20 protein-coding genes are annotated in these 23,416 nt (G+C 64.0%); 15 read left to right on the top strand and 5 right to left on the bottom strand.

Translation table 11 applies throughout. From position 1 onward, the window contains the following. Nucleotides 1–72 precede the first annotated feature (72 nt). Both prfB and WNM05_RS19320 read right to left on the bottom strand, forming a co-directional pair. Nucleotides 73–1,180, bottom strand: a protein-coding gene (gene prfB, locus WNM05_RS19325) for a peptide chain release factor 2 (protein WP_434630016.1) whose coding sequence is annotated in 2 segments (ribosomal slippage) — nt 73–1,095 and nt 1,097–1,180 — 1,107 coding nt in all. Because the reading frame shifts where the segments join, the coding sequence is not laid out codon by codon here. 111 nt (nt 1,181–1,291) lie between these two features. After that, nucleotides 1,292–2,272 (bottom strand): malate dehydrogenase, encoded by a 981-nt coding sequence (locus tag WNM05_RS19320; RefSeq protein ID WP_434630015.1) that lies wholly within the window; start codon nt 2,270–2,272, stop codon nt 1,292–1,294. 244 nt (nt 2,273–2,516) lie between these two features. Here WNM05_RS19320 and WNM05_RS19315 point away from each other — a divergent pair, with 244 nt between their 5' ends. From WNM05_RS19315 to sucD, 13 genes are all read left to right on the top strand, one after another. Then, a complete protein-coding gene (locus WNM05_RS19315; protein WP_434630013.1) occupies nt 2,517–3,206 on the top strand; it encodes a GntR family transcriptional regulator in 690 nt (229 codons plus the stop codon). A gap of 219 nt (nt 3,207–3,425) precedes the next feature. Beyond that, entirely contained in the window at nt 3,426–3,803 is a 378-nt protein-coding gene (gene sdhC / locus WNM05_RS19310) for a succinate dehydrogenase, cytochrome b556 subunit (protein WP_101709469.1), read from the top strand. Then, nucleotides 3,797–4,141: a succinate dehydrogenase, hydrophobic membrane anchor protein gene (gene sdhD, locus WNM05_RS19305; RefSeq protein ID WP_434630010.1), complete on the top strand. Its 345-nt coding sequence runs from the start codon at nt 3,797–3,799 to the stop codon at nt 4,139–4,141. The genes sdhC and sdhD overlap by 7 nt, the downstream gene beginning before the upstream one ends. Beyond that, a complete protein-coding gene (gene sdhA, locus WNM05_RS19300; protein WP_434630008.1) occupies nt 4,141–5,913 on the top strand; it encodes a succinate dehydrogenase flavoprotein subunit in 1,773 nt (590 codons plus the stop codon). Before sdhD ends, sdhA begins: the two co-directional genes overlap by 1 nt. 14 nt (nt 5,914–5,927) lie before the next feature. Further along, nucleotides 5,928–6,638, top strand: coding sequence for a succinate dehydrogenase iron-sulfur subunit (locus tag WNM05_RS19295; RefSeq protein WP_434630006.1), 711 nt, complete (start codon nt 5,928–5,930; stop codon nt 6,636–6,638). Beyond that, the gene (locus WNM05_RS19290; RefSeq protein WP_101709465.1) at nt 6,635–6,883 is read left to right on the top strand and encodes a succinate dehydrogenase assembly factor 2; all 249 of its coding nucleotides are present in this window, start codon (nt 6,635–6,637) and stop codon (nt 6,881–6,883) included. Before WNM05_RS19295 ends, WNM05_RS19290 begins: the two co-directional genes overlap by 4 nt. Nucleotides 6,884–6,932: 49 nt before the next feature. Further along, nucleotides 6,933–8,222 carry a citrate synthase gene (gene gltA / locus WNM05_RS19285; protein WP_434630004.1) on the top strand — a complete coding sequence of 430 codons (1,290 nt, stop codon included), beginning with the start codon at nt 6,933–6,935 and terminating at the stop codon, nt 8,220–8,222. Nucleotides 8,223–8,353: 131 nt separating this feature from the next. After that, complete coding sequence (locus WNM05_RS19280; protein WP_434630002.1) at nt 8,354–11,182, top strand: 2-oxoglutarate dehydrogenase E1 component; 2,829 nt, start codon at nt 8,354–8,356, stop codon at nt 11,180–11,182. 52 nt (nt 11,183–11,234) lie between these two features. Continuing rightward, a complete protein-coding gene (gene odhB, locus WNM05_RS19275) occupies nt 11,235–12,485 on the top strand; it encodes a 2-oxoglutarate dehydrogenase complex dihydrolipoyllysine-residue succinyltransferase (RefSeq protein ID WP_434630001.1) in 1,251 nt (416 codons plus the stop codon). A 56-nt stretch (nt 12,486–12,541) separates the two neighbouring features. Then, complete coding sequence (locus WNM05_RS19270) at nt 12,542–12,727, top strand: hypothetical protein (protein ID WP_434630000.1); 186 nt, start codon at nt 12,542–12,544, stop codon at nt 12,725–12,727. Between the two features lie 16 nt (nt 12,728–12,743). Further along, on the top strand, nt 12,744–14,177 hold the full coding sequence (lpdA, locus tag WNM05_RS19265) for a dihydrolipoyl dehydrogenase (protein ID WP_434629998.1): 1,434 nt from the start codon (nt 12,744–12,746) through the stop codon (nt 14,175–14,177). A 163-nt stretch (nt 14,178–14,340) separates the two neighbouring features. Further along, on the top strand, nt 14,341–15,513 hold the full coding sequence (sucC, locus tag WNM05_RS19260; RefSeq protein WP_021478969.1) for an ADP-forming succinate--CoA ligase subunit beta: 1,173 nt from the start codon (nt 14,341–14,343) through the stop codon (nt 15,511–15,513). Nucleotides 15,514–15,540: 27 nt separating this feature from the next. Continuing rightward, on the top strand, nt 15,541–16,425 hold the full coding sequence (sucD, locus tag WNM05_RS19255) for a succinate--CoA ligase subunit alpha (RefSeq protein WP_043592732.1): 885 nt from the start codon (nt 15,541–15,543) through the stop codon (nt 16,423–16,425). A gap of 158 nt (nt 16,426–16,583) precedes the next feature. On the opposite strand, the gene WNM05_RS19250 is transcribed toward sucD, so the two are convergent. The 3 genes from WNM05_RS19250 to WNM05_RS19240 form a co-directional block, all read right to left on the bottom strand. Continuing rightward, nucleotides 16,584–17,912: a hypothetical protein gene (locus WNM05_RS19250; RefSeq protein ID WP_434629995.1), complete on the bottom strand. Its 1,329-nt coding sequence runs from the start codon at nt 17,910–17,912 to the stop codon at nt 16,584–16,586. A gap of 225 nt (nt 17,913–18,137) precedes the next feature. Beyond that, the gene (locus WNM05_RS19245; protein WP_434629993.1) at nt 18,138–18,779 is read right to left on the bottom strand and encodes a TetR/AcrR family transcriptional regulator; all 642 of its coding nucleotides are present in this window, start codon (nt 18,777–18,779) and stop codon (nt 18,138–18,140) included. A 45-nt stretch (nt 18,780–18,824) separates the two neighbouring features. Next, the gene (locus WNM05_RS19240) at nt 18,825–20,330 is read right to left on the bottom strand and encodes an MFS transporter (RefSeq protein ID WP_434629991.1); all 1,506 of its coding nucleotides are present in this window, start codon (nt 20,328–20,330) and stop codon (nt 18,825–18,827) included. A gap of 87 nt (nt 20,331–20,417) precedes the next feature. Here WNM05_RS19240 and WNM05_RS19235 point away from each other — a divergent pair, with 87 nt between their 5' ends. Continuing rightward, nucleotides 20,418–21,371, top strand: a complete 954-nt coding sequence (locus tag WNM05_RS19235) for a LysR family transcriptional regulator (protein WP_434629989.1) — start codon at nt 20,418–20,420, stop codon at nt 21,369–21,371. Between the two features lie 103 nt (nt 21,372–21,474). Then, nucleotides 21,475–23,361, top strand: coding sequence for a methyl-accepting chemotaxis protein (locus WNM05_RS19230; RefSeq protein WP_434629987.1), 1,887 nt, complete (start codon nt 21,475–21,477; stop codon nt 23,359–23,361). The last annotated feature ends 55 nt before the right edge of the window (nt 23,362–23,416 follow it).

Below are 23,416 nucleotides of genomic sequence, written 5' to 3'. Positions count from 1 at the left end.
TAGGGTTCCTTCGGCAATTAACTAAAAGTACAACGCGAAGGCCGGCCCCGCGAGGGAACCGGCCCGAGTGGCTTAGACGCCCTGTTTCAGGCTGGCTTCGATGAAGCCGTCCAGGTCGCCGTCCATGACGCCCTTGATGTTGCCCACTTCGTAGCTGGTGCGCAAATCCTTGATGCGGGACTGGTCGAACACGTAGGAGCGGATCTGGTGGCCCCAGCCCACGTCGGTCTTGGTGTCTTCCAGCGCCTGCTTGGCCTCGTTGCGCTTCTTCAGTTCCAGCTCGTACAGCTTGGCGCGCAGCATCTGCCAGGCTTCGTCGCGGTTGCGGTGCTGGGAACGGTCGTTCTGGCACTGCACGACGATGCCGGTGGGGATGTGGGTCAGACGCACCGCCGAGTCGGTCTTGTTGATGTGCTGGCCGCCGGCGCCGGAGGCGCGGTAGGTGTCGGTGCGCACATCGGCCGGGTTGATGTCGATCTCGAAGCTGTCGTCGACCTCGGGGTAGACGAAGACCGACGAGAACGAGGTGTGGCGGCGGGCGTTGGAGTCGAACGGCGAGACGCGGACCAGCCGGTGCACGCCCACTTCGGTGCGCAGCAGGCCGTAGGCGTATTCACCCTCGATCTTCAGCGTGGCGCTGGTGACGCCGGCCACTTCGCCTTCGGACAGCTCCAGCACGTCCACCTTGAAGCCCTTGCGTTCGGCGTAGCGGGTGTACATGCGCAGCAGCATGCCGGCCCAGTCCTGGGCTTCGGTGCCGCCGGCGCCGGCCTGGATGTCGATGAAGCAGTTGGTCGGGTCCATCGGGTCGTGGAACATGCGGCGGAATTCCAGCTGCGCCACCTTGGCTTCCACTTCTTCCAGATCGGCCTGCACGGCGAGGATGGTGTCGTCGTCTTCCTCGCTCTTGCCCATGTCGAACAGTTCGCGGCTATCGTTGACGGCGGCGTTGATGCTGTCCAGCACCAGCACGACGTCTTCCAGCTGCTTGCGCTCGCGGCCCAGTTCCTGGGCCTTCTTCGGCTCGTTCCAGATTTCCGGGTCTTCGGTCAGGCGGGAGACTTCTTCCAGACGGTCTTTTTTGCCGTCGTAGTCAAAGATACCCCCGAATATCGGCGGCGCGGGCGGCCAGGTCTTCGATTTTGGCCGCGATTTGGTTCAGGACTTCAACTTCAATCATGCTCTCGCTCCAAATGGCAGTCTGTATTGATAAATTCAAATGCGGTTTTGCGGTTTGACCAAAGACAAAAAGCGCACCGCATGGTGCGCTTTGTTTCGGTCGGACCGGAAATCAGCCAAACAGGTGAGCGATGGCTGCGCGCTCTTCTTCCAGTTCGGCCAGGGTCAGGTCCATGCGCTCGCGGCTGAACGCGTCGATTTCCAGACCTTCAACTCGCTTGTATTCGCCATTTTCGCATACAACCGGTACGCCGTACATCACGCCTTCCGGGATGCCGTAGGAGCCGTCGGACGGCACGCCCATGGTCACCCACTTGCCGTTGCTGCCCAGCACCCAGTCGCGGATGTGGTCGATGGCGGCGTTGGCGGCGGAGGCGGCGGACGACAGGCCGCGCGCTTCGATGATGGCGGCGCCGCGCTTGCCGACGGTCGGCAGGAACACGTCGCGGTTCCACACGTCGTCGTTGATCATCGTCTTGACCGATTGGCCGTCGATGGTGGCGAAGCGGTAGTCGGCGTACATCGTCGGCGAGTGGTTGCCCCACACGGCCAGCTTCTCGATCGCGGCCACCGGCTTGCCGGTCTTGGCGGCGATCTGCGACAGCGCGCGGTTGTGGTCAAGACGCAACATGGCGGTGAAGTTTTTCGGATCCAGATCCGGAGCGGACTTCATCGCGATCCAGGCGTTGGTATTGGCCGGGTTGCCCACCACCAGCACCTTGACGTCGCGGGCGGCGTGGTCGTTCAGCGCCTTGCCCTGAACGGTGAAGATGGCGCCGTTGGCTTCCAGCAGGTCCTTGCGCTCCATGCCCTTGCTACGCGGGCGGGCGCCGACCAGCAGGGCCACTTTCACGTCCTTGAAGGCCACGTTCGGATCGTCGGTGGCGACCATGCCTGCCAGCAGCGGGAAGGCGCAGTCTTCCAGCTCCATCATCACGCCCTTCAGCGCGGTCTGGGCCTGCGGCAGGTCCAGCAGGTGCAGGATGACCGGCTGGTCCTTGCCCAGCATTTCACCACTGGCAATGCGGAACAGCAGGCTGTAGCCGATCTGGCCGGCTGCGCCGGTAACGGCAACGCGAACGGGGGCTTTCATTGGCGGACTCTCCTTTGACGTATCCGATAATGAACTGCAGATGTTGCTCTGCAGTATAGATGTGGCCTGAAGTGTATCACGGCTGTTTATCGATTTGGACTATGCCGCCAACAATAAGTCGTCAAACAAGCGTTTGAGTCTTATGTCTTATATAAGACTTACCTTTACGCTTGATTTGTTTGGTGTTAAAACACAGACCATGACAGCCAATACGCTGAAGAGACAGCCGCTGTACGCTCAGGTCATGCAACTGCTGCAACAGCGGATAGGCGATGGCGAGTGGCAGGCGCACGATGCGCTGCCGAGCGAATGGGAGCTGGCCGACGAGCTGGGCGCGAGCCAGGGCACGGTGCGCAAGGCGCTGTCCGAGCTGGTGGCCGCCGGCCTGCTGTACCGGCAACAGGGCAGGGGCACTTATGTGGCGCCGGTGCCCGGCGATTGGGGCGACGCGGCGCTGTTGACGCCGGGGCTGTTCTTCGAGCGGCCCGACGAATTGGTGCGCGAGTTTCTCGGCCTGTCCCGACTGAACGCCAGCGAGGACATCGCCGAGGCTTTGCAATTGCGGCGCCTGGCGCCTTTATTGAGAATTCGTCAGCTGTGGCGCTGGCACGGCGCGCCGGTGGCGCTGGACGACGTGCTGTTGCCGGCCGAGCCGTTCGACGGTATGGAGGCGCGCTGGCTGCGCAGTTCGGCCGGCGTCTACGCCACCTTGCAGCAACGCTTCGGCACGCGGCTGCGTCCGGTCAGCGAGCAGTTCCGCGCCGAGATGCTGCCGCGAGAGGAGGCGAGCCTGCTGGGCGTGACCGGCATGGTGGCCGACGTGCCGGCGCTGTGCCTGTTGCGCCTGTCGGCGGGCATGGACGGCCGGCCGCTGGAGTGGCGACAGCGTTACTGCCTGACGCATCAGCTGGCCTATACAGTGAAGCACGGCTGAGGCGCGCGCTGTTTGATCTGGATTAAAACAGGCGTAAGCGGCACGGTATAGGCCAACATTTGTTAGAATCCCCGGCGCATATCGCAAACGAATAGTCGCGATATGCCAGGAAATGGCAGGCTCCGGCCCCGGATCAGGGCCGCCGCCTGCCGGGCGGGCGCCCAGGGTGGGCGCCTCCCGTGTAAACCACTTGGTCACAAAACATCCAAGGAAAGCCTTATGCAGAAGCAAAGACCGAAGCATCTGGACTTGGCCAGGATCAGACTGCCCGTGCCGGGCTTCGTCTCCATCCTGCACCGGGTCAGTGGTGTGGCGCTGTTCTTTTCCCTCCCGCTGTTGATCTACCTGCTGCACGGTTCGCTCAGTTCCGCCGAATCGTTCGAAACCTACCGCGCCGTGGTATCGCACCCGCTGATGAAGCTGGTGCTGCTGGGTCTGATCTGGGCCTATATGCACCACTTCTGTGCCGGCATCCGCTTTCTGTTCCTCGATATTCACAAGGGTCTCGAACTGGAGACCGCCCGCGCCACCGCCAAGACCGTGCTGGCCGTCAGCCTGGTGCTGACCGCGGTTCTCGGAGGTATCGCACTATGGTAAACCGTCACGTCGTCGGCGCCGGCTACGGCCTGCGCGATTGGATCATGCAGCGGGTCACCGCCGTGATCATGCTGATTTACACCGTGGGACTGGCGCTGTTCCTGTTGGCGCTGCCGTCCGGCTACGAGAGCTGGAAGGCGCTGTTCAGCCATACCTGGGTCCAGCTGTTCACCCAGGTGACCTTGCTGGCGCTGTTCCTGCACGTATGGGTGGGCATCCGCGACGTGTGGATGGACTACGTGAAGCCGGTGGGCATCCGCCTGGCGCTGCACGTGTTCACCATCGTCTGGCTGGTTTCCTGTTTCATCTATTCCGTTAAAGTGGTTTGGGGGCTGTAATGGGCGTACCTGTTCGTCATTTCGATGCAGTGATCGTGGGCGCCGGCGGCGCCGGCATGCGTGCCGCGCTGCAGTTGTCGGAGGCCGGCCTGAAGACCGCCGTGCTGTCCAAGGTGTTCCCGACCCGTTCCCACACCGTGGCCGCCCAGGGCGGCGTGTCCGCCTCGCTCGGCAATTCCGAGGAGGATCACTGGCACTGGCATATGTACGACACCGTCAAGGGGTCGGACTGGCTGGGCGACCAGGACGCGATCGAATTCATGTGCCGCGAGGCGCCGAAGGTGGTGGTGGAGCTGGAGCATTTCGGCATGCCGTTCGACCGCAACGCCGACGGCACCATCTACCAGCGTCCGTTCGGCGGCCATATGTCGAACTTCGGCGAAAAGCCGGTGCGCCGCGCCTGCGCCGCCGCCGACCGTACCGGCCACGCGATGCTGCACGCGCTGTACCAGCGCAATGTGCGCGCCAACACCCACTTCTTCGTCGAGTGGATGGCGCTTGACCTGATCCGCGACGCCGAAGGCCGCGTGCAGGGCGTGGTGGCGATGGAAATGGAAACGTCGGAAATCGTCGTGTTCCAGGCCAAGGCCACCTTGTTCGCCACCGGCGGCGCCGGCCGCATCTTCGCCTCGTCGACCAATGCCTTCATCAATACCGGCGACGGCGTCGGCATGGCCGCCCGCGCCGGCATTCCGCTGGAAGACATGGAGTTCTGGCAGTTCCACCCGACCGGCGTCGCCGGCGCCGGCGTGCTGATCACCGAGGGCGTGCGCGGCGAAGGCGGCATTCTGCGCAACGCGCAGGGCGAGCGCTTCATGGAACGCTACGCGCCGAACGCCAAGGACCTGGCCTCCCGCGACGTGGTGTCGCGCGCGATGGTGACCGAGATCAACGAAGGCCGCGGCTGCGGTCCGAACAAGGATCACGTGCTGCTGGACATCACCCACCTTGACCCCGAGGTGATCATGTCCAAGCTGCCGGGCATCCGCGAGATCTCGATCAAGTTCGCCGGCGTGGACCCGATCAAGGCCCCGATCCCGGTGGTGCCGACCTGCCACTACCAGATGGGCGGCATTCCGACCAACTACCACGGCGAAGTGGTGATCCACGGCGAACCGGTGTCCGGCTTCTACGCCGCCGGCGAATGCGCGTGCGCGTCGGTGCACGGCGCCAACCGCCTGGGCACCAACTCGCTGCTGGACCTGTTGGTCTTCGGCAAGAGCTCGGCCAATTCGATGATCGAGTTCATCAAGCAGCATCCGGAAGACCTGCCGGAGCTGGCGATGGCCGACGTCGAGCGCTCGGTCGCCCGCGTCGCCCGCCTGGACAACCAGACGAACGGCGTGCCGGTGCACGAGGCCCGCGCCGAGCTGCAGCGCACGATGCAGACCCACTGCGGCGTGTTCCGCTTCAAGGACATGCTGGCCGAGGGCGCCGCCAAGATTCTCGAAGTGGAGAAGCTGGTCGCGAAGACCGAGATCGGCGACAAGTCCAAGGTGTTCAACACCGCCCGCATCGAGGCGCTGGAGCTGGAGAACCTGATCGAGGTGGCCAAGGCCACGATGATCTCGGCCAACGCCCGCACCGAGAGCCGCGGCGCCCACGTGCGCGACGACGCGCCGGACACCGAGGAAACCCCGAACGGCCGCGACGACAAGAATTGGCTGAAGCACACGCTGTGGTTCCGCGATGGCAATCGCCTGGAATACAAGCCGGTGAACCTGAAGCCGCTGACCGTCGACACGATCGCGCTGAAGACGCGCTCCTACTAAGGCTTGGACCAGAGATGACTACCGAAACCATCAAATTCCGCATCTACCGCTACGACCCGGACAAGGATGCCAAGCCTTACATGCAGGACATCAGCGTGGAGATGGATTCCACCGAGCACAAGCTGCTGGACGCGCTGGTCAAGCTGAAGACCAAGGACGATACGCTGAGCTTCCGCCGTTCCTGTCGGGAAGGCGTGTGCGGCTCGGACGCGATGAACATCAACGGCAAGAACGGTCTGGCCTGCCTGACCGACTTCCGCGGCCTGAAGCAGCCGATCGAGCTGCGTCCGTTGCCGGGCCTGCCGGTGGTGCGCGATCTGATCGTCGACATGACCCAGTTCTTCAAGCAATACAACTCGATCAAGCCGTATGTGATCAACGACACGCCGCCGCCGGAGCGTGAGCGTCGCCAGTCGCCGGAGGACCGCAAGGAGCTGGACGGCCTGTACGAATGCATTCTGTGCGCGTGTTGTTCCACGTCCTGCCCGTCGTTCTGGTGGAACCCGGACAAGTTCGTCGGCCCGGCCGGCCTGCTGGCGGCCTACCGCTTCATCGCGGACACCCGCGACGAGGCGACCAACGACCGTCTGGACAATCTGGAGGATCCGTACCGCCTGTTCCGCTGCCACAGCATCATGAACTGCGTCGACGTGTGTCCGAAGGGCCTGAATCCGACCCGCGCGATCGGCAAGATCAAGGACCTGATGGTCAAGCGGGCGGTATGACGAGCTACGATCCGATCGAGCTGAAACGGATCCGCTGGCGGTCGCGGCGGGGCCTGCTGGAACTGGACCTGGTGCTGGAGAAGTTCTTCGCCGGCCCGTTCGACCAGCTGGCGCCCGCCGAGATCGAGGCGTACCGCCGAGTGCTGGATCTGCCCGACACCGACTTTCTGGATATCGTCAACGGCAAGGCCGATCTCGAGGATCCGGAAGAAATGGCCATCATCGCGATCCTGAGATCGCTGTGACGGCCCCCCACCACACTACAACAACGAAATAACGACTGGGAGTATTGCTGTGGAAACTAATCGCAAAGTCACGCTCAGCTATAACGAGGGTAAGGAAACCCTGGACCTGCCGGTCCTGGGGGGCTCGCTGGGTCCGGACGTCGTCGACATCCGCGCCTTCGGCAAAACCGGCATGTTCACCTTCGATCCGGGCTTCCTGGCCACGGCCAGCTGCGAATCCAAGATCACCTTCATCGACGGCGATCTGGGCCAGCTGTACTACCGCGGCTACCCGATCGAGCAACTGGCCGAGAAGAGCGACTATCTGGAAGTGTGCTACCTGCTGCTGAACGGCGAACTGCCGACTGCGGCGCAGCGCAAGGATTTCGAACGCGGCATCATGCGCCACAACATGCTGCATGACCAGCTGATGAGCCTGTTCAAGGGCTTCCGCCGCGACGCGCACCCGATGGCCGTGATGGTCGGCGTGGTCGGCGCGCTGTCCGCCTTCTACCACGACTCGCTGGACATCTCCAATCCGGAGCACCGCCGCATTTCCGCGCATCGCCTGGTGGCCAAGCTGCCGACGATCGCCGCGCAAGCCTACCGCTACAACAAGGGCCTGCCGTTCTCCTACCCGAAGAACGGCCTGACCTATGCGGAAAACTTCCTGCACATGATGTTCTCCACCCCGTGCGAAGAGTACAAGGTGAACCCGGTTCTCGCGCGCGCGCTGGACCGCATCTTCACCCTGCACGCCGACCACGAGCAGAACGCCTCCACCTCCACCGTGCGTCTGGCCGGCTCTTCCGGCGCCAACCCGTTCGCGTGCATCGCCGCCGGCATCGCCTGCCTGTGGGGCCCGTCGCACGGCGGCGCCAACGAGGCCGTGCTGAAGATGCTGGACGAGATCGGCTCCGTCGACAACGTCGCCGACTTCATGCAGGGCGTCAAGGACAAGCGCTACAAGCTGATGGGCTTCGGCCACCGCGTGTACAAGAACATGGACCCGCGCGCCGCCATCATGAAGACCACCTGCGACGAGGTGCTGAACGAGCTGGGCCTGCACAACGATCCGAAGTTCAAGCTGGCGATGGAGCTGGAAAAGATCGCGCTGTCCGATCCGTACTTCATCGAGCGCAAGCTGTACCCGAACGTCGACTTCTACTCCGGCATCGTGCTGTCGGCGATCGGCATCCCGGTGTCGATGTTCACCCCGATCTTCGCGCTGGCCCGCACCGTGGGCTGGATCGCGCACTGGAACGAGATGATCGGCGATCCGGGCATGAAGATCGGCCGTCCGCGCCAGCTGTACACCGGCTCCGGCCGCCGCGACTTCGTCGAGGTCGCCAAGCGCTGATGTGAGGGAAGCGGGGTTGGTTGGGATGGGGTCCCGACCAGCCCCTTTTTACAGAGCGCTGCGGCAAGGGCCGCCTTGCCATAGCGCTTTGAATAATTGCTGCAACGTCCAAGACAAAGGGTAGCCAGACCATGATGCAAACCATGTACAGCCATTCCTACCTGTTTGGTGGGAATGCTCCGTTCATCGAGGAGCTGTACGAACAGTACCTCGCTGACGCCACAGCCGTGCCTCAGGAGTGGCGCGACTACTTCGACAAGCTGGCGCAGTCGCCGGGCGCCGCCGAGCGCGATGTGCCGCACCAGCCTATCCAGGAGTCGTTCATCCAGCTGGCGAAGAAGCCGGTGATCGGCCAGCGCGGCGCCGCCGCCACCGACTGGGAGGCGATGCAGAAGCAGGTGGGCGTGCTGAAGCTGATCTCGGCCTACCGCGTACTGGGTTCGCGCCAGGCCAATCTGGACCCGCTGAAGCGGATGGACCAGGCCATCGTGCGCGAGCTGGACCCGGCTACCCATGGTCTGAACGATGCCGACATGGCGGTGCAGTTCAACGTCGGCTCGCTGGCCGGCCCGCAGAAGCTGCCGCTGTCCGACATCATCGCGCGCCTGAAGCAGACCTACTGCGGCAATATCGGCGTCGAGTTCATGCACATCACCCAGTCCGACGAGAAGCACTGGGTGCAGAAGCGCTTCGAGGACGATCTGTCCACCCCGCGCTACGACGCCGACAAGAAAAAGCGCATCCTGAAGCAGATCACCGCCGCCGAGACGCTGGAACGCTACCTGCACACCAAGTACGTCGGCCAGAAGCGCTTTTCCTTGGAAGGCGGCGAGTCCGCGATCGCGGCGCTGGACCACCTGATCCAGAACGCCACCGAGCAGGGCGTGCAGGAACTGATCATCGGCATGGCCCACCGCGGCCGTCTGAACGTGCTGGTCAACACCCTGGGCAAGCTGCCGCGCGACCTGTTCGCCGAATTCGAAGGCAAGGCCGCCCAGCAGATGGCGTCCGGCGACGTGAAGTACCACATGGGCTTCTCGTCCGACATCCCGACGCCGAGCGGCCCGATGCACGTGTCGCTGGCGTTCAACCCGTCCCACCTGGAAATCGTCAACCCGGTGGTGGAAGGCTCGGTGCGCGCCCGCCAGGAACGCCGCAAGGACACCGAACGCAAGACCGCGGTGCCGGTACTGATCCACGGCGACTCCGCCTTCGGCGGCCTGGGCGTCAACCAGGGTACCTTCAACCTGTCGCAGACCCGCGGCTACGGCACCGGCGGCACGATACACATCGTCATCAACAACCAGGTGGGTTTCACCACGTCGGACACTCGCGACATCCGTTCGACGATGTATTGCACCGACGTGGCCAAGATGATCGAAGCGCCCATCCTGCACGTCAACGGCGACGATCCGGAAGCCGTCTGCTACGTGATGCAGGCCGCGCTCGACTACCGCATGACCTTCAAGAAGGACGTGGTGATCGATCTGGTGTGCTACCGCAAGCTCGGCCACAACGAGGGCGACGACCCGTTCCTGACCCAGCCGATGATGTACAAGAAGATCGCCAAGCACCAGGGCGTGCGCGCGATGTACGCCGCCCGCCTGGTGCAGGAGGGCGTGCTGGCGGCCGAGGAAGCCGACGCGCAGATCCAGGCCTACCGCGACGCGCTGGACAAGGGCGAACACGTCGAGCAGACCGCGCTGACCAACTACAAGCGCGAGCACGCGCTGGACTTCAGCCAGTACCTGGGCACCCACTGGGCGCACCCGACCGACACCTCGCTGCCGCTGGCCGACATCCAGCGCCTGACCGACAAGTTCACCACGCTGCCGGAAGGCTTCAAGCTGCACCCGACGGTGCAGAAGGTGCTGGCCGCGCGCAAGGCGATGGCCGCCGGCGAGCAGAACGTCGACTGGGGCATGGCCGAGACGCTGGCCTACGCCTCGCTGGTGACCAACGGCTTCGGCGTGCGCCTGTCCGGCGAAGACTCCGGCCGCGGCACCTTCAGCCACCGCCATTCGGTGCTGCACGACCAGAACCGCGAGAGCTGGGACCAGGGCGCCTATGTGCCGCTGCGCAATATGTCCGAGAATCAGGCCGATTTCCTGGTGATCGACTCCATCCTGAACGAGGAGGCGGTGCTGGCCTATGAATACGGCTACGCCTGTTCCGCTCCGGATCAGCTGGTGATCTGGGAAGCCCAGTTCGGCGACTTCGCCAACGGCGCCCAGGTGGCCATCGACCAGTTCATCTCCTCCGGCGAGACCAAGTGGGGCCGTCTGTGCGGCCTGACCACCATCCTGCCGCACGGCTACGACGGCCAGGGCCCGGAGCACTCGTCCGCGCGCCTGGAGCGCTGGCTGCAGCTGTGCGCCGAGCACAATATGCAGGTGGTGATGCCGTCGGAAGCCGGCCAGATGTTCCACTTGCTGCGCCGCCAGGTGCTGCGTCCGTACCGCAAGCCGCTGGTGATCTTCCTGTCCAAGCGCCTGCTGCGCTTCAAGGATTCGATGAGCCCGATCGAAGACCTGACCACCGGCGGCTTCCGTCCGGTGATCGGCGACAACGTGGTCAACGACGCCAAGAAGGTCAAGCGCGTGCTGCTGTGCGCCGGCCAGGTCTATTACGATCTCGCCGCCGGCCGCAAGGAACGCGGCCTGGAGGACGAGGTGGCCATCGTCCGCATCGAGCAGCTGTACCCGTTCCCGACCGAGCAGGTGGCCGCCGAGCTGGCGCGCTTCCCGCAGGCCAAGGAAGTGATGTGGGTGCAGGAAGAGCCGCGCAACCAGGGCGCCTGGTACCAGATCCGCCACCGCCTGGAAGGCCTGCTGAGCGCCAAGCAGCAGCTGTCGTTCGCCGGTCGTCCGTCGTCCGCCTCGCCGGCCGTCGGCTATATGAGCAAGCACGTCGCCCAGCTGAAGGCCTTCGTCGAAGAAGCCATGTCGGTTGCCCGCTGAGCCATTGAGAAATTAAGGGGCGGCGCGGCGCCGCCCCGCCATGGAGAAGAACATGCTGATTGAAGTCAAAGTCCCGCAACTGCCGGAATCCGTATCCGAAGCCACGCTGATGAGCTGGCACAAGAAGGTAGGCGAATTCGTCAACCGCGACGAGAACGTGATCGACCTGGAAACCGACAAGGTGGTGCTGGAACTGCCGGCGCCGCAGGCCGGCGTGCTGGTTGAAATCATCGAGCAGGACGGCGCCACCGTCGTCTCCGGCCAACTGATCGCCAAGATCGACACCGCCGCCAAGGCCGGCGACGCCGCCCCGGCCGCCGCAGCCGCCCCGGCGCCCGCCGCCGCTCCGGCTCCGGTCCAGGCCGCTCCGGCCGCCGCCGCAGCCGCGATGCCGTCCGCCGCCAAGCTGGCCGCCGAAACCGGCGTCGACCTGTCCAAGGTCGCCGGCTCCGGCCGCGACGGCCGCGTGCTGAAGGAAGACGTGCAGGCCGCCGCCAAGCCGGCCGCGCCGTCCCAGGCCGGCCCGGTGCTGGCTCCGGCTTCCGCCGGCGCCGCCCTGTCCGCCACCCCGGCCGCCGTCAACGTCGCCGGCCTGCTGTCCGGCCGCGCCGAACAGCGCGTGCCGATGTCCCGCCTGCGCCAGCGCGTCGCCGAGCGTCTGGTGCTGAGCCAGCAGACCAACGCCATCCTCACCACCTTCAATGAAGTGAACATGAAGCCGGTGATGGACCTGCGCGCCAAGTACAAGGACAAGTTCGAGAAAGAGCACGGCATCAAGCTGGGCTTCATGGGCTTCTTCGTCAAGGCCGTGGTCGCCGCGCTGAAGAAGTACCCGATCGTCAACGCGTCCGTGGACGGCAACGACATCATCTATCACGGCTACTTCGACATCGGCGTCGCCGTGGGCAGCCCGCGCGGCCTGGTGGTGCCGGTGATCCGCAACGCCGACCAGCTGAGCCTGGCCGAGATCGAGAAGCAGATCGCCGAATTCGGCAAGCGCGCGCAGGAAGGCAAGCTGACCGTGGAAGAGCTGACCGGCGGCACCTACACCATCTCCAACGGCGGCACCTTCGGCTCGATGATGTCCACCCCCATCATCAACCCGCCGCAATCGGCCATCCTCGGCATGCACGCCACCAAGGAGCGCGCCGTGGTTGAGAACGGTCAAGTGGTCGTGCGTCCGATGATGTATCTTGCCCAGTCCTACGACCACCGCATCATCGACGGCCGCGAAGCGGTGCTGAGCCTGGTGGCGATCAAGGACGCCATCGAGGATCCGGCCCGCCTGCTGCTGGACCTGTAATGATGGCCGGGCCTGCCGTGAGCAGGCCCGTCTGATTTCACATGAATGGAGTTTGAATGAATCTGCCGGACTGGGTTTACGCGTTCGCCTCGGTATTGGCCGGTGCGGCCTTGCTGTTCCTCAGCTGGAAAAAGCGCCAGCAGGGAGTCCGCGAAGACCGCTACGTGTTGTTCGGCAAGATCGTCATCGCGCTGTTCATGATCGCTTTCGGGGCCTTGCTGTTCAAAGTCGGCAAGGCCTGATCCCAAGGGAAAATCCATGAGCCAACAGTTTGATGTTGTAGTGATCGGCGGCGGTCCCGGCGGCTACGTCGCCGCCATCCGCGCGGCCCAGCTGGGCTTCAGCACCGCCTGCGTCGACGCGTTCAAGAATCCGGAAGGCAAGCCGTCGCTCGGCGGCACCTGCCTGAACGTCGGCTGCATTCCGTCCAAGGCGCTGCTGCAGTCGTCGGAGAACTTCCACGCCGTCCAGCACGACTTCGCCAAGCACGGCATCAGTGTCTCCGGCGCCAAGATGGACGTCGGCCAGATGCTGAGCCGCAAGACCGACATCATCAACAAGAACGCCGCCGGCATCGGCTTCCTGTTCAAGAAGAACAAGGTCGCCAACATCCACGGCCTGGCCGCCTTCAAGGGCCGTCAGGGCGAGAAGTGGGTGATCGAAGTCACCGACGGCGGCAAGGTCGTCGACACGCTGGAGGCCGGCCACGTGATCGTGGCCACCGGCTCCAGCCCGCGCGCGCTGCCGGGCCTGGCCACCGACAACAAGCTGGTGCTGGACAACGAGGGCGCGCTGGCGCTGACGGAAGTGCCGAAGCGCCTGGGCGTGATCGGCGCCGGCGTGATCGGCCTGGAAATGGGCTCGGTGTGGAAGCGCCTGGGTTCCGAGGTGACGATCCTGGAGGCGATGCCGACCTTCCTGGCCGCCGCCGACCAGCAGATCGCCAAGGAGGCGTTCAAGACGCTGACCAAGGACACCGGCCTGGACATCAAGCTGGGCGTCAAGATTGGCGAAGTGAAGGCCGGCAAGAAGAGCGTCACCGTCAGCTACGAGCTGAACGGCGAGGCGGTGAAGGCCGAGTTCGACAAGCTGATCGTGTCCATCGGCCGCGTGCCGAACACCCAGGGCCTGGGCGCGGAAACCGTCGGCCTGGCGCTTGACGAGCGCGGCTTCGTCGCCGTCGACGACCACTGCCACACCAATCTGCCCAATGTCTGGGCGATCGGCGACGTGGTGCGCGGCCCGATGCTGGCGCACAAGGCGTCGGAAGAGGGCGTGGCCGTGGCCGAGCGCATCGCCGGCCAGAAGCCGCACGTCGATTTCGGCGTGATCCCGTGGGTGATCTACACTTCGCCGGAGATCGCCTGGGTCGGCAAGACCGAGGAGCAGCTGAAGGCCGAGGGCGTCGAGTACAAGAAGGGCACGTCCGGTTTCGGCGCCAACGGCCGCGCGCTGGGCCTGGGCATGGCTCAGGGTACGGTCAAGATCCTGGCCTGCGCCAAGACCGACCGCATCCTGGGCCTGCACATGATAGGCCCGATGGTGTCCGAGCTGGTCAGCGAAGGCGTGGTGTCGATGGAGTTCAAGGCCGCCAGCGAAGACCTGGCGCGCATTGTCCACGCCCACCCGTCGTTGTCGGAAGTGATCCACGAAGCCGCCCTCGCCGCCGACAAGCGCGCGTTGCACGGTTGAGTGAACACGGGTCGTGTACAATGCGCACGACCCGACCGGTAATGGATGGAGCGGCCTGCCGGGGGGCCGGCCGCCTGTCCCAGCCAACCAAGGTTTGGCAAGCGATCAAGGAATAGAGGCAGAGGCGCATGCCCGCCATCATTTCCCCGAAAGGAAACCATAGATGAACCTGCATGAATACCAAGCGAAAGAGCTGCTGAGCCGTTACGGCCTGCCGGTGCAACAAGGCATTCTGGCCAAGTCGCCGGAAGAAGCCGCAGCCGCTTACGACAAGCTGGGCGGCAAATTCGCCGTCGTCAAGGCCCAGGTGCACGCCGGCGGCCGCGGCAAGGCGGGTGGCGTGAAAGTGGTGAAGAGCCGCGAAGAAGCCGCCGAAGTCGCCAAGACCCTGATCGGCACCAATCTGGTGACCTACCAGACCGACGCCGCCGGCCAGCCGGTGAATTCGGTCCTGGTCTGCGAAGACATGTACCCGGTGCAGCGCGAACTGTACCTGGGCGCCGTGGTCGACCGCGGCAGCCAGCGCGTCGTGTTCATGGTTTCCACCGAAGGCGGCGTGGAAATCGAGAAGGTGGCCGAAGAGACCCCGGAAAAGATCATCAAGATCGAAGTGGACCCGCTGGTCGGCATGCAGCCGTTCCAGGCGCGCGACGCCGCTTTCGCGCTGGGCCTGTCCGGCGCGCAGATCGCCGCGTTCAGCAAGCTGATGCTGGGCTCCTACCAGGCCTTCGTCGAGAACGATTTCGCCCTGTTCGAAGTGAACCCGCTGGCGCTGCGCGAAAACGGCGAACTCGCTTGCGTGGACGGCAAGATCAACCTGGACTCCAACGCCCTGTACCGCCACCCGGAACTCTTGGCCCAGCGCGACAAGAGCCAGGAGAACGAGCGTGAAGTGAAGGCTTCCGAGTTCGACCTGAACTACGTGGCCCTGGAAGGCAATATCGGCTGCATGGTGAACGGCGCCGGCCTGGCGATGGCCACGATGGACATCATCAAGCTGAAGGGCGGCCAGCCGGCCAACTTCCTGGACGTCGGCGGCGGCGCGACCAAGGAGCGCGTGATCGAAGCGTTCAAGCTGATCCTGGCCGACACCTCGGTGCAAGGCGTGCTGATCAACATCTTCGGCGGCATCGTCCGTTGCGACATGATCGCCGAGGCCATCATCGCTGCCGTGAAGGAAGTGAACGTGACCGTGCCGGTCGTGGTCCGTCTGGAAGGCAACAACGCCGAGCTGGGCGCCAAGATCCTGGACGAATCCGGCCTGAAACTGACTTCCGCCCAGGGTCTGAACGACGCTGCCGAGAAGATCGTCGCCGCCGTCAAGGCCGTGGCCTGAGACCCGCACTGAGCTGAGGAATACAAAATGAGCGTATTGGTAAACAAAGACACCAAAGTGCTGGTGCAAGGCTTCACCGGCAAGAACGGCACCTTCCACGCCGAGCAGGCGCTGAAGGTCGGCACCAAGGTCGTGGGCGGCGTGACCCCGGGCAAGGGCGGTTCCGAGCATCTGGGCCTGCCGGTGTTCAACACCATGAAGGACGCCGTGCGTCAGACCCAGGCCGACGCCTCGGTGATCTACGTGCCCGCAGCCTTCGCCAAGGACTCCATCCTGGAAGCGATCGACAGCGGCGTGAAGCTGATCGTCTGCATCACCGAAGGCGTGCCGACTCTGGACATGCTGTATGTGAAAAAGGCCGTCGACGAAGCCGGCATCCGCCTGATCGGCCCGAACTGCCCCGGCATCATCACTCCGGGCGAGTGCAAGATCGGCATCATGCCGTGGCACATCCACAACCCGGGCCGCATCGGCATCGTGTCGCGTTCCGGCACGCTGACCTATGAAGCCGTGGCGCAAACCACCGCGCTGGGTCTGGGCCAGTCCACCTGCATCGGCATCGGCGGCGACCCGATCCCGGGCACCAGCCACATCGACGCTCTGAAGCTGTTCCAGGACGATCCGGATACCGACGCCATCGTGATGATCGGCGAAATCGGCGGTTCCGCCGAGGAAGAAGCTGCCGAGTTCGCCAAGTCCTACGTGACCAAGCCGGTAGTCGGCTACATCGCCGGCGTCACCGCGCCGAAGGGCAAGCGCATGGGCCACGCCGGCGCCATCATCTCCGGCGGCAAGGGCACGGCTGAAGAGAAGTTCAAGGCCTTCGAGAAGGCCGGCATCGCCTACACCCGCAGCCCGGCCGAAATCGGCAAGACCATGTTCGAGCTGCTGAAAAGCAAGGGCATGATCTAAGCTGTTCCGCTTGGCTTGCGCAAAGACGCTGATCCGGCGTCGATGCGACGAAGCTGAATGCAAAACCCCTGAAGGCATGTGCCGACAGGGGTTTTGTTTTAGGGTGGGATGCCCGCCCGGGATGGTCCGTTCTCCGGCGAGGAGCGCTCGGATGGGGGTTACAGCGGGATGATGCGCGATAGCGCGTGCTTTGAAAATGCATGCGGAAACGGCGGCTGGGTATGGGGCTGGGCCACCCTGTGCCATTTTCGGTAATTATCGTAATTCATGATCACCGCTCTTTTGAACAGAGCTTGTTCCGATGGCGTATGCATGTCGAATAGCCTCAGTACTTTGCCACTCCCCTCCGCTTGCTCTGCTTCCTCGGTAATGATCATCAAGTGGTTTTTCGGCGAATTTTCGTGTTGTTCTAATACTGCTTTTATTTTTTTTCCGGCCAATGTCTGCGCCATGCGTTCATCTTGTAAGCTGGTATAAAAACCTGGTTGGTAGGTTATATAGCCATTGATGGTCATTGGCAGGCCGACTTCAAGAACGGTATGGTGATAGCCTGATACGATGGCGGCCAGTGCCACCAGAATCAAATTGGGATCTCCAGTGTTGATTGGCACTTCGATATCTTCGTCTTGTGCGTTTTTGCCCGGAATACTTCCCAAAAACAAGCGGTTGCTGAGCATGTCGATTGCCCAAAGGGTATCCGCCGTGGTGCCGGAGATCGATGCGCCCTCCGGCAAGCCCAGAATGCTGTCGATGCAGCGCACCACATCACCAGGCAGTAGTGGCAGATAGAAAGTATTGCCGGTTGCGACAGGCTGGTTGAGCGCCAGCAGATTGGCGATATCCCCAGCTATTCTGAGCCCTTGCCAGATGGGTGCGGGATTGCCGTTTTTCCCATCGCAACGAGCGCGTGAGCTCGAGTCGAAGGCCATCTTCCCATAATTATTTCCCCTGTACTCTCCCAATAGTTTGCTGTATTGGTCAAATTGTATTACCGCTTCTTCCGGATTGTTGATGTTGAATATTTTTAGTTTCTCAGCCTCTTTGCGTGCATCTTCATTATCCTTGATTTTTTCACACATGCCAGCATAGACGCGAGTGATTTCGCCAATGGTTTTTGTTTTCAGCTTATCTTGCTGCAATTTTTCAAACGTCTCAGTTGCTAATTTGACATTGTTCTTTTTGTCATCTTCTTTAAATTTTCCTTTGATGTCGGTAAAAATCTTTAATTTCTTTTCATCCTGATAGAGCTTGCTTGCCTGCGCCAGTGTTTTCGCATATCTGCTATTGTTTTCAACTACATTGTTGAGCTGTATTAGATCATTGAGCATTTTACTGGTCATGCGTTGAAGTTGTTCTCGAATTTTTTTCATGTCGAGGTCTTCTTCGTTGTCGAACAGCGCGCACAATTTATTGGCCATTTCGAATTCATTGAAGGCCTTTTCTTTGATGCACAATTCAATTTTTTTGGAATCGGTGATGATTTCCATGAGCGGCTCCAGTACCTGAGAAAGGATGATGGTTGGTCAGGCGGAGCGCCATGTCTCCGCTGTCTGAAAAACGCCAGGGATGAGCAGGCGTGAAGCGACGGCGGCGAATCTTGTGGAGACGACGGGAACAGCGGGCAAACGGCAATAGTCGGCCTTGAGGAGGGGAATGCTAGCCGTTGTCTGGGATGATGAGATGGCGCTGCCGCCGGAGCGGCGGCAGGAGCGTCAGGCGAAGCGCGCGCAGGCGCGTTCGAACGGCGACTGGAAGCGCGGGCTGACGTAGGGCGTCAGCAGATACATCAGGCTGCGGCAGCCGGACTGGATCAGCCTGTCCAGTTCGGCCGCGCTGGCGTTCTGCCTGATGGTGCTGATCCAGCCGGTCTGCACCATCTGGAAATGCTGCACCAGGTGCGCCAGCTGCTGGTCGTCGAGCAGGATCATGCCCTGTTCGCGCAGGCGGGAGAACAGCTGGCCCAGCTTGCCGTTCAGCTGGCCGCGAGACAGCTGCTGGTGTTCCTCCTCCAGCTGCGGGTTGACGTAGAACAGGCTGGGCAGGCTTTTCGGCAGGAAGCGGAAGCTCCAGATGTGGCGCAGCGTCTTTTCCATCGCCATCACCATGGCCTCGATCGAGTTGCTGTGGCTGAGCGCCGACGACAGCTGCTCGGCCATGCCCTTGACGTAGCGGTGGTACAGCTCGTTGACGATCTCCTCCTTGTTGCGGAAGTGATAGTAGAGCTTGCCGGTGCTGATATTCATCCGCTCGGCGATGTGGTTGGTGGTGATGACGCGCTCGCCTTCCTGGTTGAACAGTTGCAGGCTCGCTTCGACGATCTTGTCGAAAGTCTCCGATTGGCCGCTTTTGCGCATGCTTGATTCTTCCCGATAACACTTTAGATGGCGAGGAGCGCCGGCTCAGCCGGTCTTGCGCGACGCGAGCAGGCAGGCCGCCAGCGCCAGGCCTATCCAGCCTTCCAGACGAAAGAAGTCGAGGCAGGAAATCAGCGTGGCCTGCCGGGCGAGCTCGCCGGCCAGCACTCCAAGCCGTTGAGTATCGCTCAAATCGGGCATGAATTGGCGTAATTGATGCAAAGCATCGACAAACTGTGGCGTATTCCAGGAAAAACCTTCGGACAAACGGTTGTAGTGCAGCGCGTTACGCGCCTGCATGAACACGCCGGCCAGCGCGACGCCGGCCGAGATCGATACCTGGCGCACGATGTTCTTGGTCTGATAGGCGCGGCCGAAGGCCGCCGGCGCGATGTCGCGGAAGGTGGCCTGCGCCACCGCCATGATGAACAGCGACATGAAGCCGCCGTTCAGCAGCAGGATGGCGGCGACGCGGCCCAGCGTCGCCTCGGCGTTCAGGCCGCTCATCAGCCAGCCGTAGCCGGCCAGCAGCAGGCAGCCGCCGACCATGGTCTCCGTCAGGCCGGGCGCCTTGCCCTTCAGCAGCAGCTTGGCGTACAGCAGCGCGAAGACGATGCCGGCCAGATAGCTGACCGACAGCAGCATGCCGCTGGTCGGCAGATCGAAGCCCAGCGCCTGCGCCGACAGCACAGGCAGGATGTAGCTGTTGGCCGATACCAGCAGGTAGCAGCAGCTGTAGCCGGCGAGGCCCAGCCGGTAGCCGGGACGGCGCAGCAGCGTCCAATGGCGGCGGTCCGACGCCCGGCGGCGGTGCGTCGAGCGGAACAGCAGGAAGGCGGCGACGGCGGCCGCTGCCAGGCCGGCCAGCCATTGCGGGCGGGAGAACAGCTGGTACGGCGTCTGCTGGATCAGCCACTGCAGCAGGAAGACGGCGGCCAGCAGCAGCATGAAGGTCCAGGTCGGATAGCGGGCGGGGCGATGCGCAGGGGGCCGCAGCGGCAGCAGGCCGGCCGCCCACCAGGCCGGCGGCAGCAAGGGCAGCATGCCCCAGAGCAGGGCGCGCCAGCCGTAGGCCTGCAGCAGGACGCCGCCCAGCAGCGGCCCCAGCGCGCTGCCCAGGAGCAGCGCCTGGCCGAAGGCGACCAGGCCCAGTCCTCGGCTGGCCGGCGGCAGTTGCGCGACCTCCAGCCGGGCGGCGGTGAAGAAGGCGGCACCGCCCAGGCCCTGCACCGCGCGTCCGGCGATGAAGCCCGCCGGCGAGGCGGCGGCGCCGGCGATCAGCGCGCCCAGCGCGAACAGGGCGATGGACGCCCGCAGGTGGCGGCGCGAGCCGATGTGCTCGACGCACCACTGGTGGTTGAACAGCGCCACCACCGCGCCGAGCGCGTAGGCCATCGCCGCGTGGCTGAACTCTTCCGGTCCGGCGCCGACGCCGCCCATCACCTGCGACGAGGCGAAATTGAGCAGGCCGTTCTGCAGGAACTCCAGCCAGGCGATCAGCGCGATCGCGGCCAGCCGGCTCCAGTGGGGTTGATGCGAGAAGGGGGGCATGCGCGGCGTCCGGAGGTGGGGGATGCCGCCAGTGTAGAAAGCGCTTATGATTTAATAAAATCGATGTTTTTCATTGGATATATTGTTTTGAATGATATTGATGCGCTGAAGCTGAGGCGGCTGGACCTGAACAGCCTGGTGGCGCTGTACACGCTGCTGAGCACCCGCAGCGTCAGCCGCAGCGCCGAGTGGCTGTGCCTGGGCCAGCCGGCGGTCAGCCATATCCTGAAGAAGCTGCGCGAGCAGTGCGGCGACCCCTTGCTGTGCCGCGACGGACGCGGCCTGACGACGACGCCGTACGCCGAGGCGCTGTTGCCGCCGCTGGAGGCGTGGCTGGCCGAGGCGCAACGCCTGCTGGCGCCGCCTGCCTTCGATCCGGCCGCGCTGGACGGTGTCTACCGGCTGGCGATGCCGGATCTGCTGGAGGCGGCGCTGCTGCCGGAGCTGATCGCGACGCTGCAACGCGAAGCGCCCGGCTTGAGGCTGCAGGTGGTGGCGATGGCGGCCGACGAGGCCGAGGCGGCACTGGAGGCGCGGCGGATAGACGGCGCCGTCGGCCATTTCCCGGCCGGGAGCGGGCGCTTGTCGCGGCGCGGGCTGTTCCGCAGCGGCTTCGTCTGCCTGTTTCATCCGGACCGGCTGGCGCTGCCGGAGGCGCTGGACGCGGAGGCGCTGGCGGCGCCGCCGCATCTGTACACGTCCTATATCGGCAACAGCGCCAGCCTGGTCGACGACTACCTGGCCGCGCACGGCCGGTCGCGGCGGGTGATCGCCTCCACCGCCGGCCTGTTGGCGATACCGCTGCTGCTGCAGAGGCTGCCGGCGGTGGCGGTGCTGCCGGCCTTGATCGCCGAGGTGTTGCGCGCCGACGAGCTGGCGCGGCGGCCGGTCGGGGACGGCGAGCTGTCCATCGCCGTCGAGCATGTCTGGCACCCGCGCTGCGACGCCGATCCGTTGCGGCTGTACATGGCCGGGCTGCTGTGGCGGCAGACGGCGCCGTGGCGCGATGGGCAGGGAATGGCGGGATTATCGGTCGGTTGATTTAAATCTGACGCAAGTATTTAAACGGGATGTGATTTTTAACGATGCGCGCCAGCTGATATGACGGATAATAGGCCTTTTATCAGTATCGGCTAATCATCTCATGCGCTCCATCCGACACAAGCTCATCCTGCTGACGGCGGTGTCCATTCTGGTCGCCACGATCAGCGTGACGGTCATCGCCTGCCTCAATATCCGCAACCACGCCTACGACGAAGCGAAGCGCGAAGTCACCCAGGTGCTGCAGCTTCAGGGCGGCCTGGTGTCGGAATGGCTGACGGTGCGCAAGAACCTGATCAGCGCCAGCCTGTCGCGAGCCGGCGACCCGCAGGCCAGCTACTACCTGCAGCAGATCGCCAAGGGCGGCGGCTTCAACATCATCTACGCCGGCCACGGCGACAGCGGCGAGATGTTCTACTCGGTGCCGGGCCGGACCAAGCCCAGCGCCGACTACCAGCCGGCGCAGCGGCCGTGGTACCAGCAGGCCAAGGCACAGGGCGGCGTGATCGTCACCGACCCGTACAAGGATTCCGAGCCGGAAACCAAGGACAAGCTGGTGATCACCATCGCCGACAAGGCGGCGGGGCAGGAGGTCGTCGTCGGCGGCGACATCCTGATCGACAAGCTGGTGAAGTCGGTGCTGGACATCAAGCTGGCCGGCGACGGCCACGCCTTCCTGCTGACCCGCCAGGGCAAGGTGATCGCCTATCCGAAGCCGGGCCAGGAACTGCGCCCGGTGGGCGAACTGATCCCGGCGCTGGACGACAGCCGCTTCCAGCAACTGCTGGCCAGCGGCGACGTGGCGCCGGTGGACATCGACGGCCGCACCTTCCTGGTGACGCTGAAACAGGTGGCGAATACCGACTGGGTGATGGGCGTGGCGGCCGACGAGGCCGCGGTGCTGGCGCCGGTGACGCAGCTGATCTGGCTGATCGCCGGCGGCGTGGCGGTGGTGCTGCTGGCGCTGGTGGCGCTGAGCTCCGCCTATCTGGCGCGCCTGCTGCGCGGCCTGATCCAGGTGCGCGACGCGATGCATGAGATTTCGCAGGGCGAGGGCGACCTGACCCGCCGCATCGAGGTGCACGGCGAGGACGAGGTGGCGCAGACCGCCGAGGCCTTCAACCAGTTCGTCGGCCGCCTGAACGGCATGTTCCGCGAACTGCGCGACGAGGCGGAGCAACTGGCGCAAGGCGTGATCGAGGTCGGCGGCGCCGTCAAGCAGGTGGCGGCCGACTCCCATCGCCTGGCCGACATCTCCAGCTCGAACGCCGCGGCGATCGAGGAAGTGACCGTCAGCATCTCCCACATCGCCGAGGCGACGCGCGAGACCGACACGCTGGCGCGCAACACCGGCGAGCACTCGCGCGAGAGCGCCGGCGACATGCAGCGCATCAGCAGCGAGATGGAGCAGACCAGCCAGTCCGTCGGCGAGCTGTCGACGCTGCTGGCCTCGCTGGAGCAGCGCTCGCAGGAAATCTCCAAGATCACCAATGTGATCAGCGACATCGCCGACCAGACCAATCTGTTGGCGCTGAACGCGGCGATCGAGGCGGCGCGTGCCGGCGAGCAGGGCCGCGGCTTCGCCGTCGTGGCCGACGAGGTGCGCAAGCTGGCCGAGCGCACCGGCAAGGCGACGGTCGAAATCAGCGAGATGGTGGAGAACATACTCGGCGAGACCGGCAAGGCCGTCGGCAATATGCAGCGCACCGTCAGCGCCGTCGATACCAGCGTCGAGCTGACCAGCCAGGCGCGCGGCAGGCTGATGGCGATCGGCACCGCGATGCAGCAGGTGATAGACAAGATCGGCGACGTGGCGCTGTCCACCAGCGAGCAGCACAACGCCACGACGGCGATGGCGCAGAGCACCGAATCGATCAACAACCAGATCCTGGACTCCGACGCCGCGCTGCAGGGCGCGATGCAGACGCTGGAGGCGCTGAAGCAACTGGCGCACGGCATGCAGGGCGCCTTCGGCCGCTTCAGGTTGTAAGCGATTCCGCCACGCCGGGGCATCCGGTGTGGCGAAAATGCCATGGTTTGGATGA

The organism is Chromobacterium sp. CV08, assembly GCF_051129845.1.
Classification (GTDB): Bacteria; Pseudomonadota; Gammaproteobacteria; order Burkholderiales; family Chromobacteriaceae; genus Chromobacterium.
This window is presented reverse-complemented; position numbering and strand designations above follow the sequence as displayed.

Excerpts from the sequence above, each read along its gene's own strand:
- WNM05_RS19320 (WP_434630015.1), bottom strand. The coding sequence starts at position 2,272 with ATGAAAGCCCCCGTTCGCGTTGCCGTTACCGGCGCAGCCGGCCAGATC.
- WNM05_RS19315 (WP_434630013.1), top strand. The coding sequence starts at position 2,517 with ATGCAACTGCTGCAACAGCGGATAGGCGATGGCGAGTGGCAGGCGCAC.
- sdhC (WP_101709469.1), top strand. The coding sequence starts at position 3,426 with ATGCAGAAGCAAAGACCGAAGCATCTGGACTTGGCCAGGATCAGACTG.
- sdhD (WP_434630010.1), top strand. The coding sequence starts at position 3,797 with ATGGTAAACCGTCACGTCGTCGGCGCCGGCTACGGCCTGCGCGATTGG.
- sdhA (WP_434630008.1), top strand. The coding sequence starts at position 4,141 with ATGGGCGTACCTGTTCGTCATTTCGATGCAGTGATCGTGGGCGCCGGC.
- WNM05_RS19295 (WP_434630006.1), top strand. The coding sequence starts at position 5,928 with ATGACTACCGAAACCATCAAATTCCGCATCTACCGCTACGACCCGGAC.
- WNM05_RS19290 (WP_101709465.1), top strand. The coding sequence starts at position 6,635 with ATGACGAGCTACGATCCGATCGAGCTGAAACGGATCCGCTGGCGGTCG.
- WNM05_RS19280 (WP_434630002.1), top strand. The coding sequence starts at position 8,354 with ATGATGCAAACCATGTACAGCCATTCCTACCTGTTTGGTGGGAATGCT.
- odhB (WP_434630001.1), top strand. The coding sequence starts at position 11,235 with ATGCTGATTGAAGTCAAAGTCCCGCAACTGCCGGAATCCGTATCCGAA.
- WNM05_RS19270 (WP_434630000.1), top strand. The coding sequence starts at position 12,542 with ATGAATCTGCCGGACTGGGTTTACGCGTTCGCCTCGGTATTGGCCGGT.
- lpdA (WP_434629998.1), top strand. The coding sequence starts at position 12,744 with ATGAGCCAACAGTTTGATGTTGTAGTGATCGGCGGCGGTCCCGGCGGC.
- sucC (WP_021478969.1), top strand. The coding sequence starts at position 14,341 with ATGAACCTGCATGAATACCAAGCGAAAGAGCTGCTGAGCCGTTACGGC.
- sucD (WP_043592732.1), top strand. The coding sequence starts at position 15,541 with ATGAGCGTATTGGTAAACAAAGACACCAAAGTGCTGGTGCAAGGCTTC.
- WNM05_RS19250 (WP_434629995.1), bottom strand. The coding sequence starts at position 17,912 with ATGGAAATCATCACCGATTCCAAAAAAATTGAATTGTGCATCAAAGAA.
- WNM05_RS19245 (WP_434629993.1), bottom strand. The coding sequence starts at position 18,779 with ATGCGCAAAAGCGGCCAATCGGAGACTTTCGACAAGATCGTCGAAGCG.
- WNM05_RS19240 (WP_434629991.1), bottom strand. The coding sequence starts at position 20,330 with ATGCCCCCCTTCTCGCATCAACCCCACTGGAGCCGGCTGGCCGCGATC.
- WNM05_RS19230 (WP_434629987.1), top strand. The coding sequence starts at position 21,475 with ATGCGCTCCATCCGACACAAGCTCATCCTGCTGACGGCGGTGTCCATT.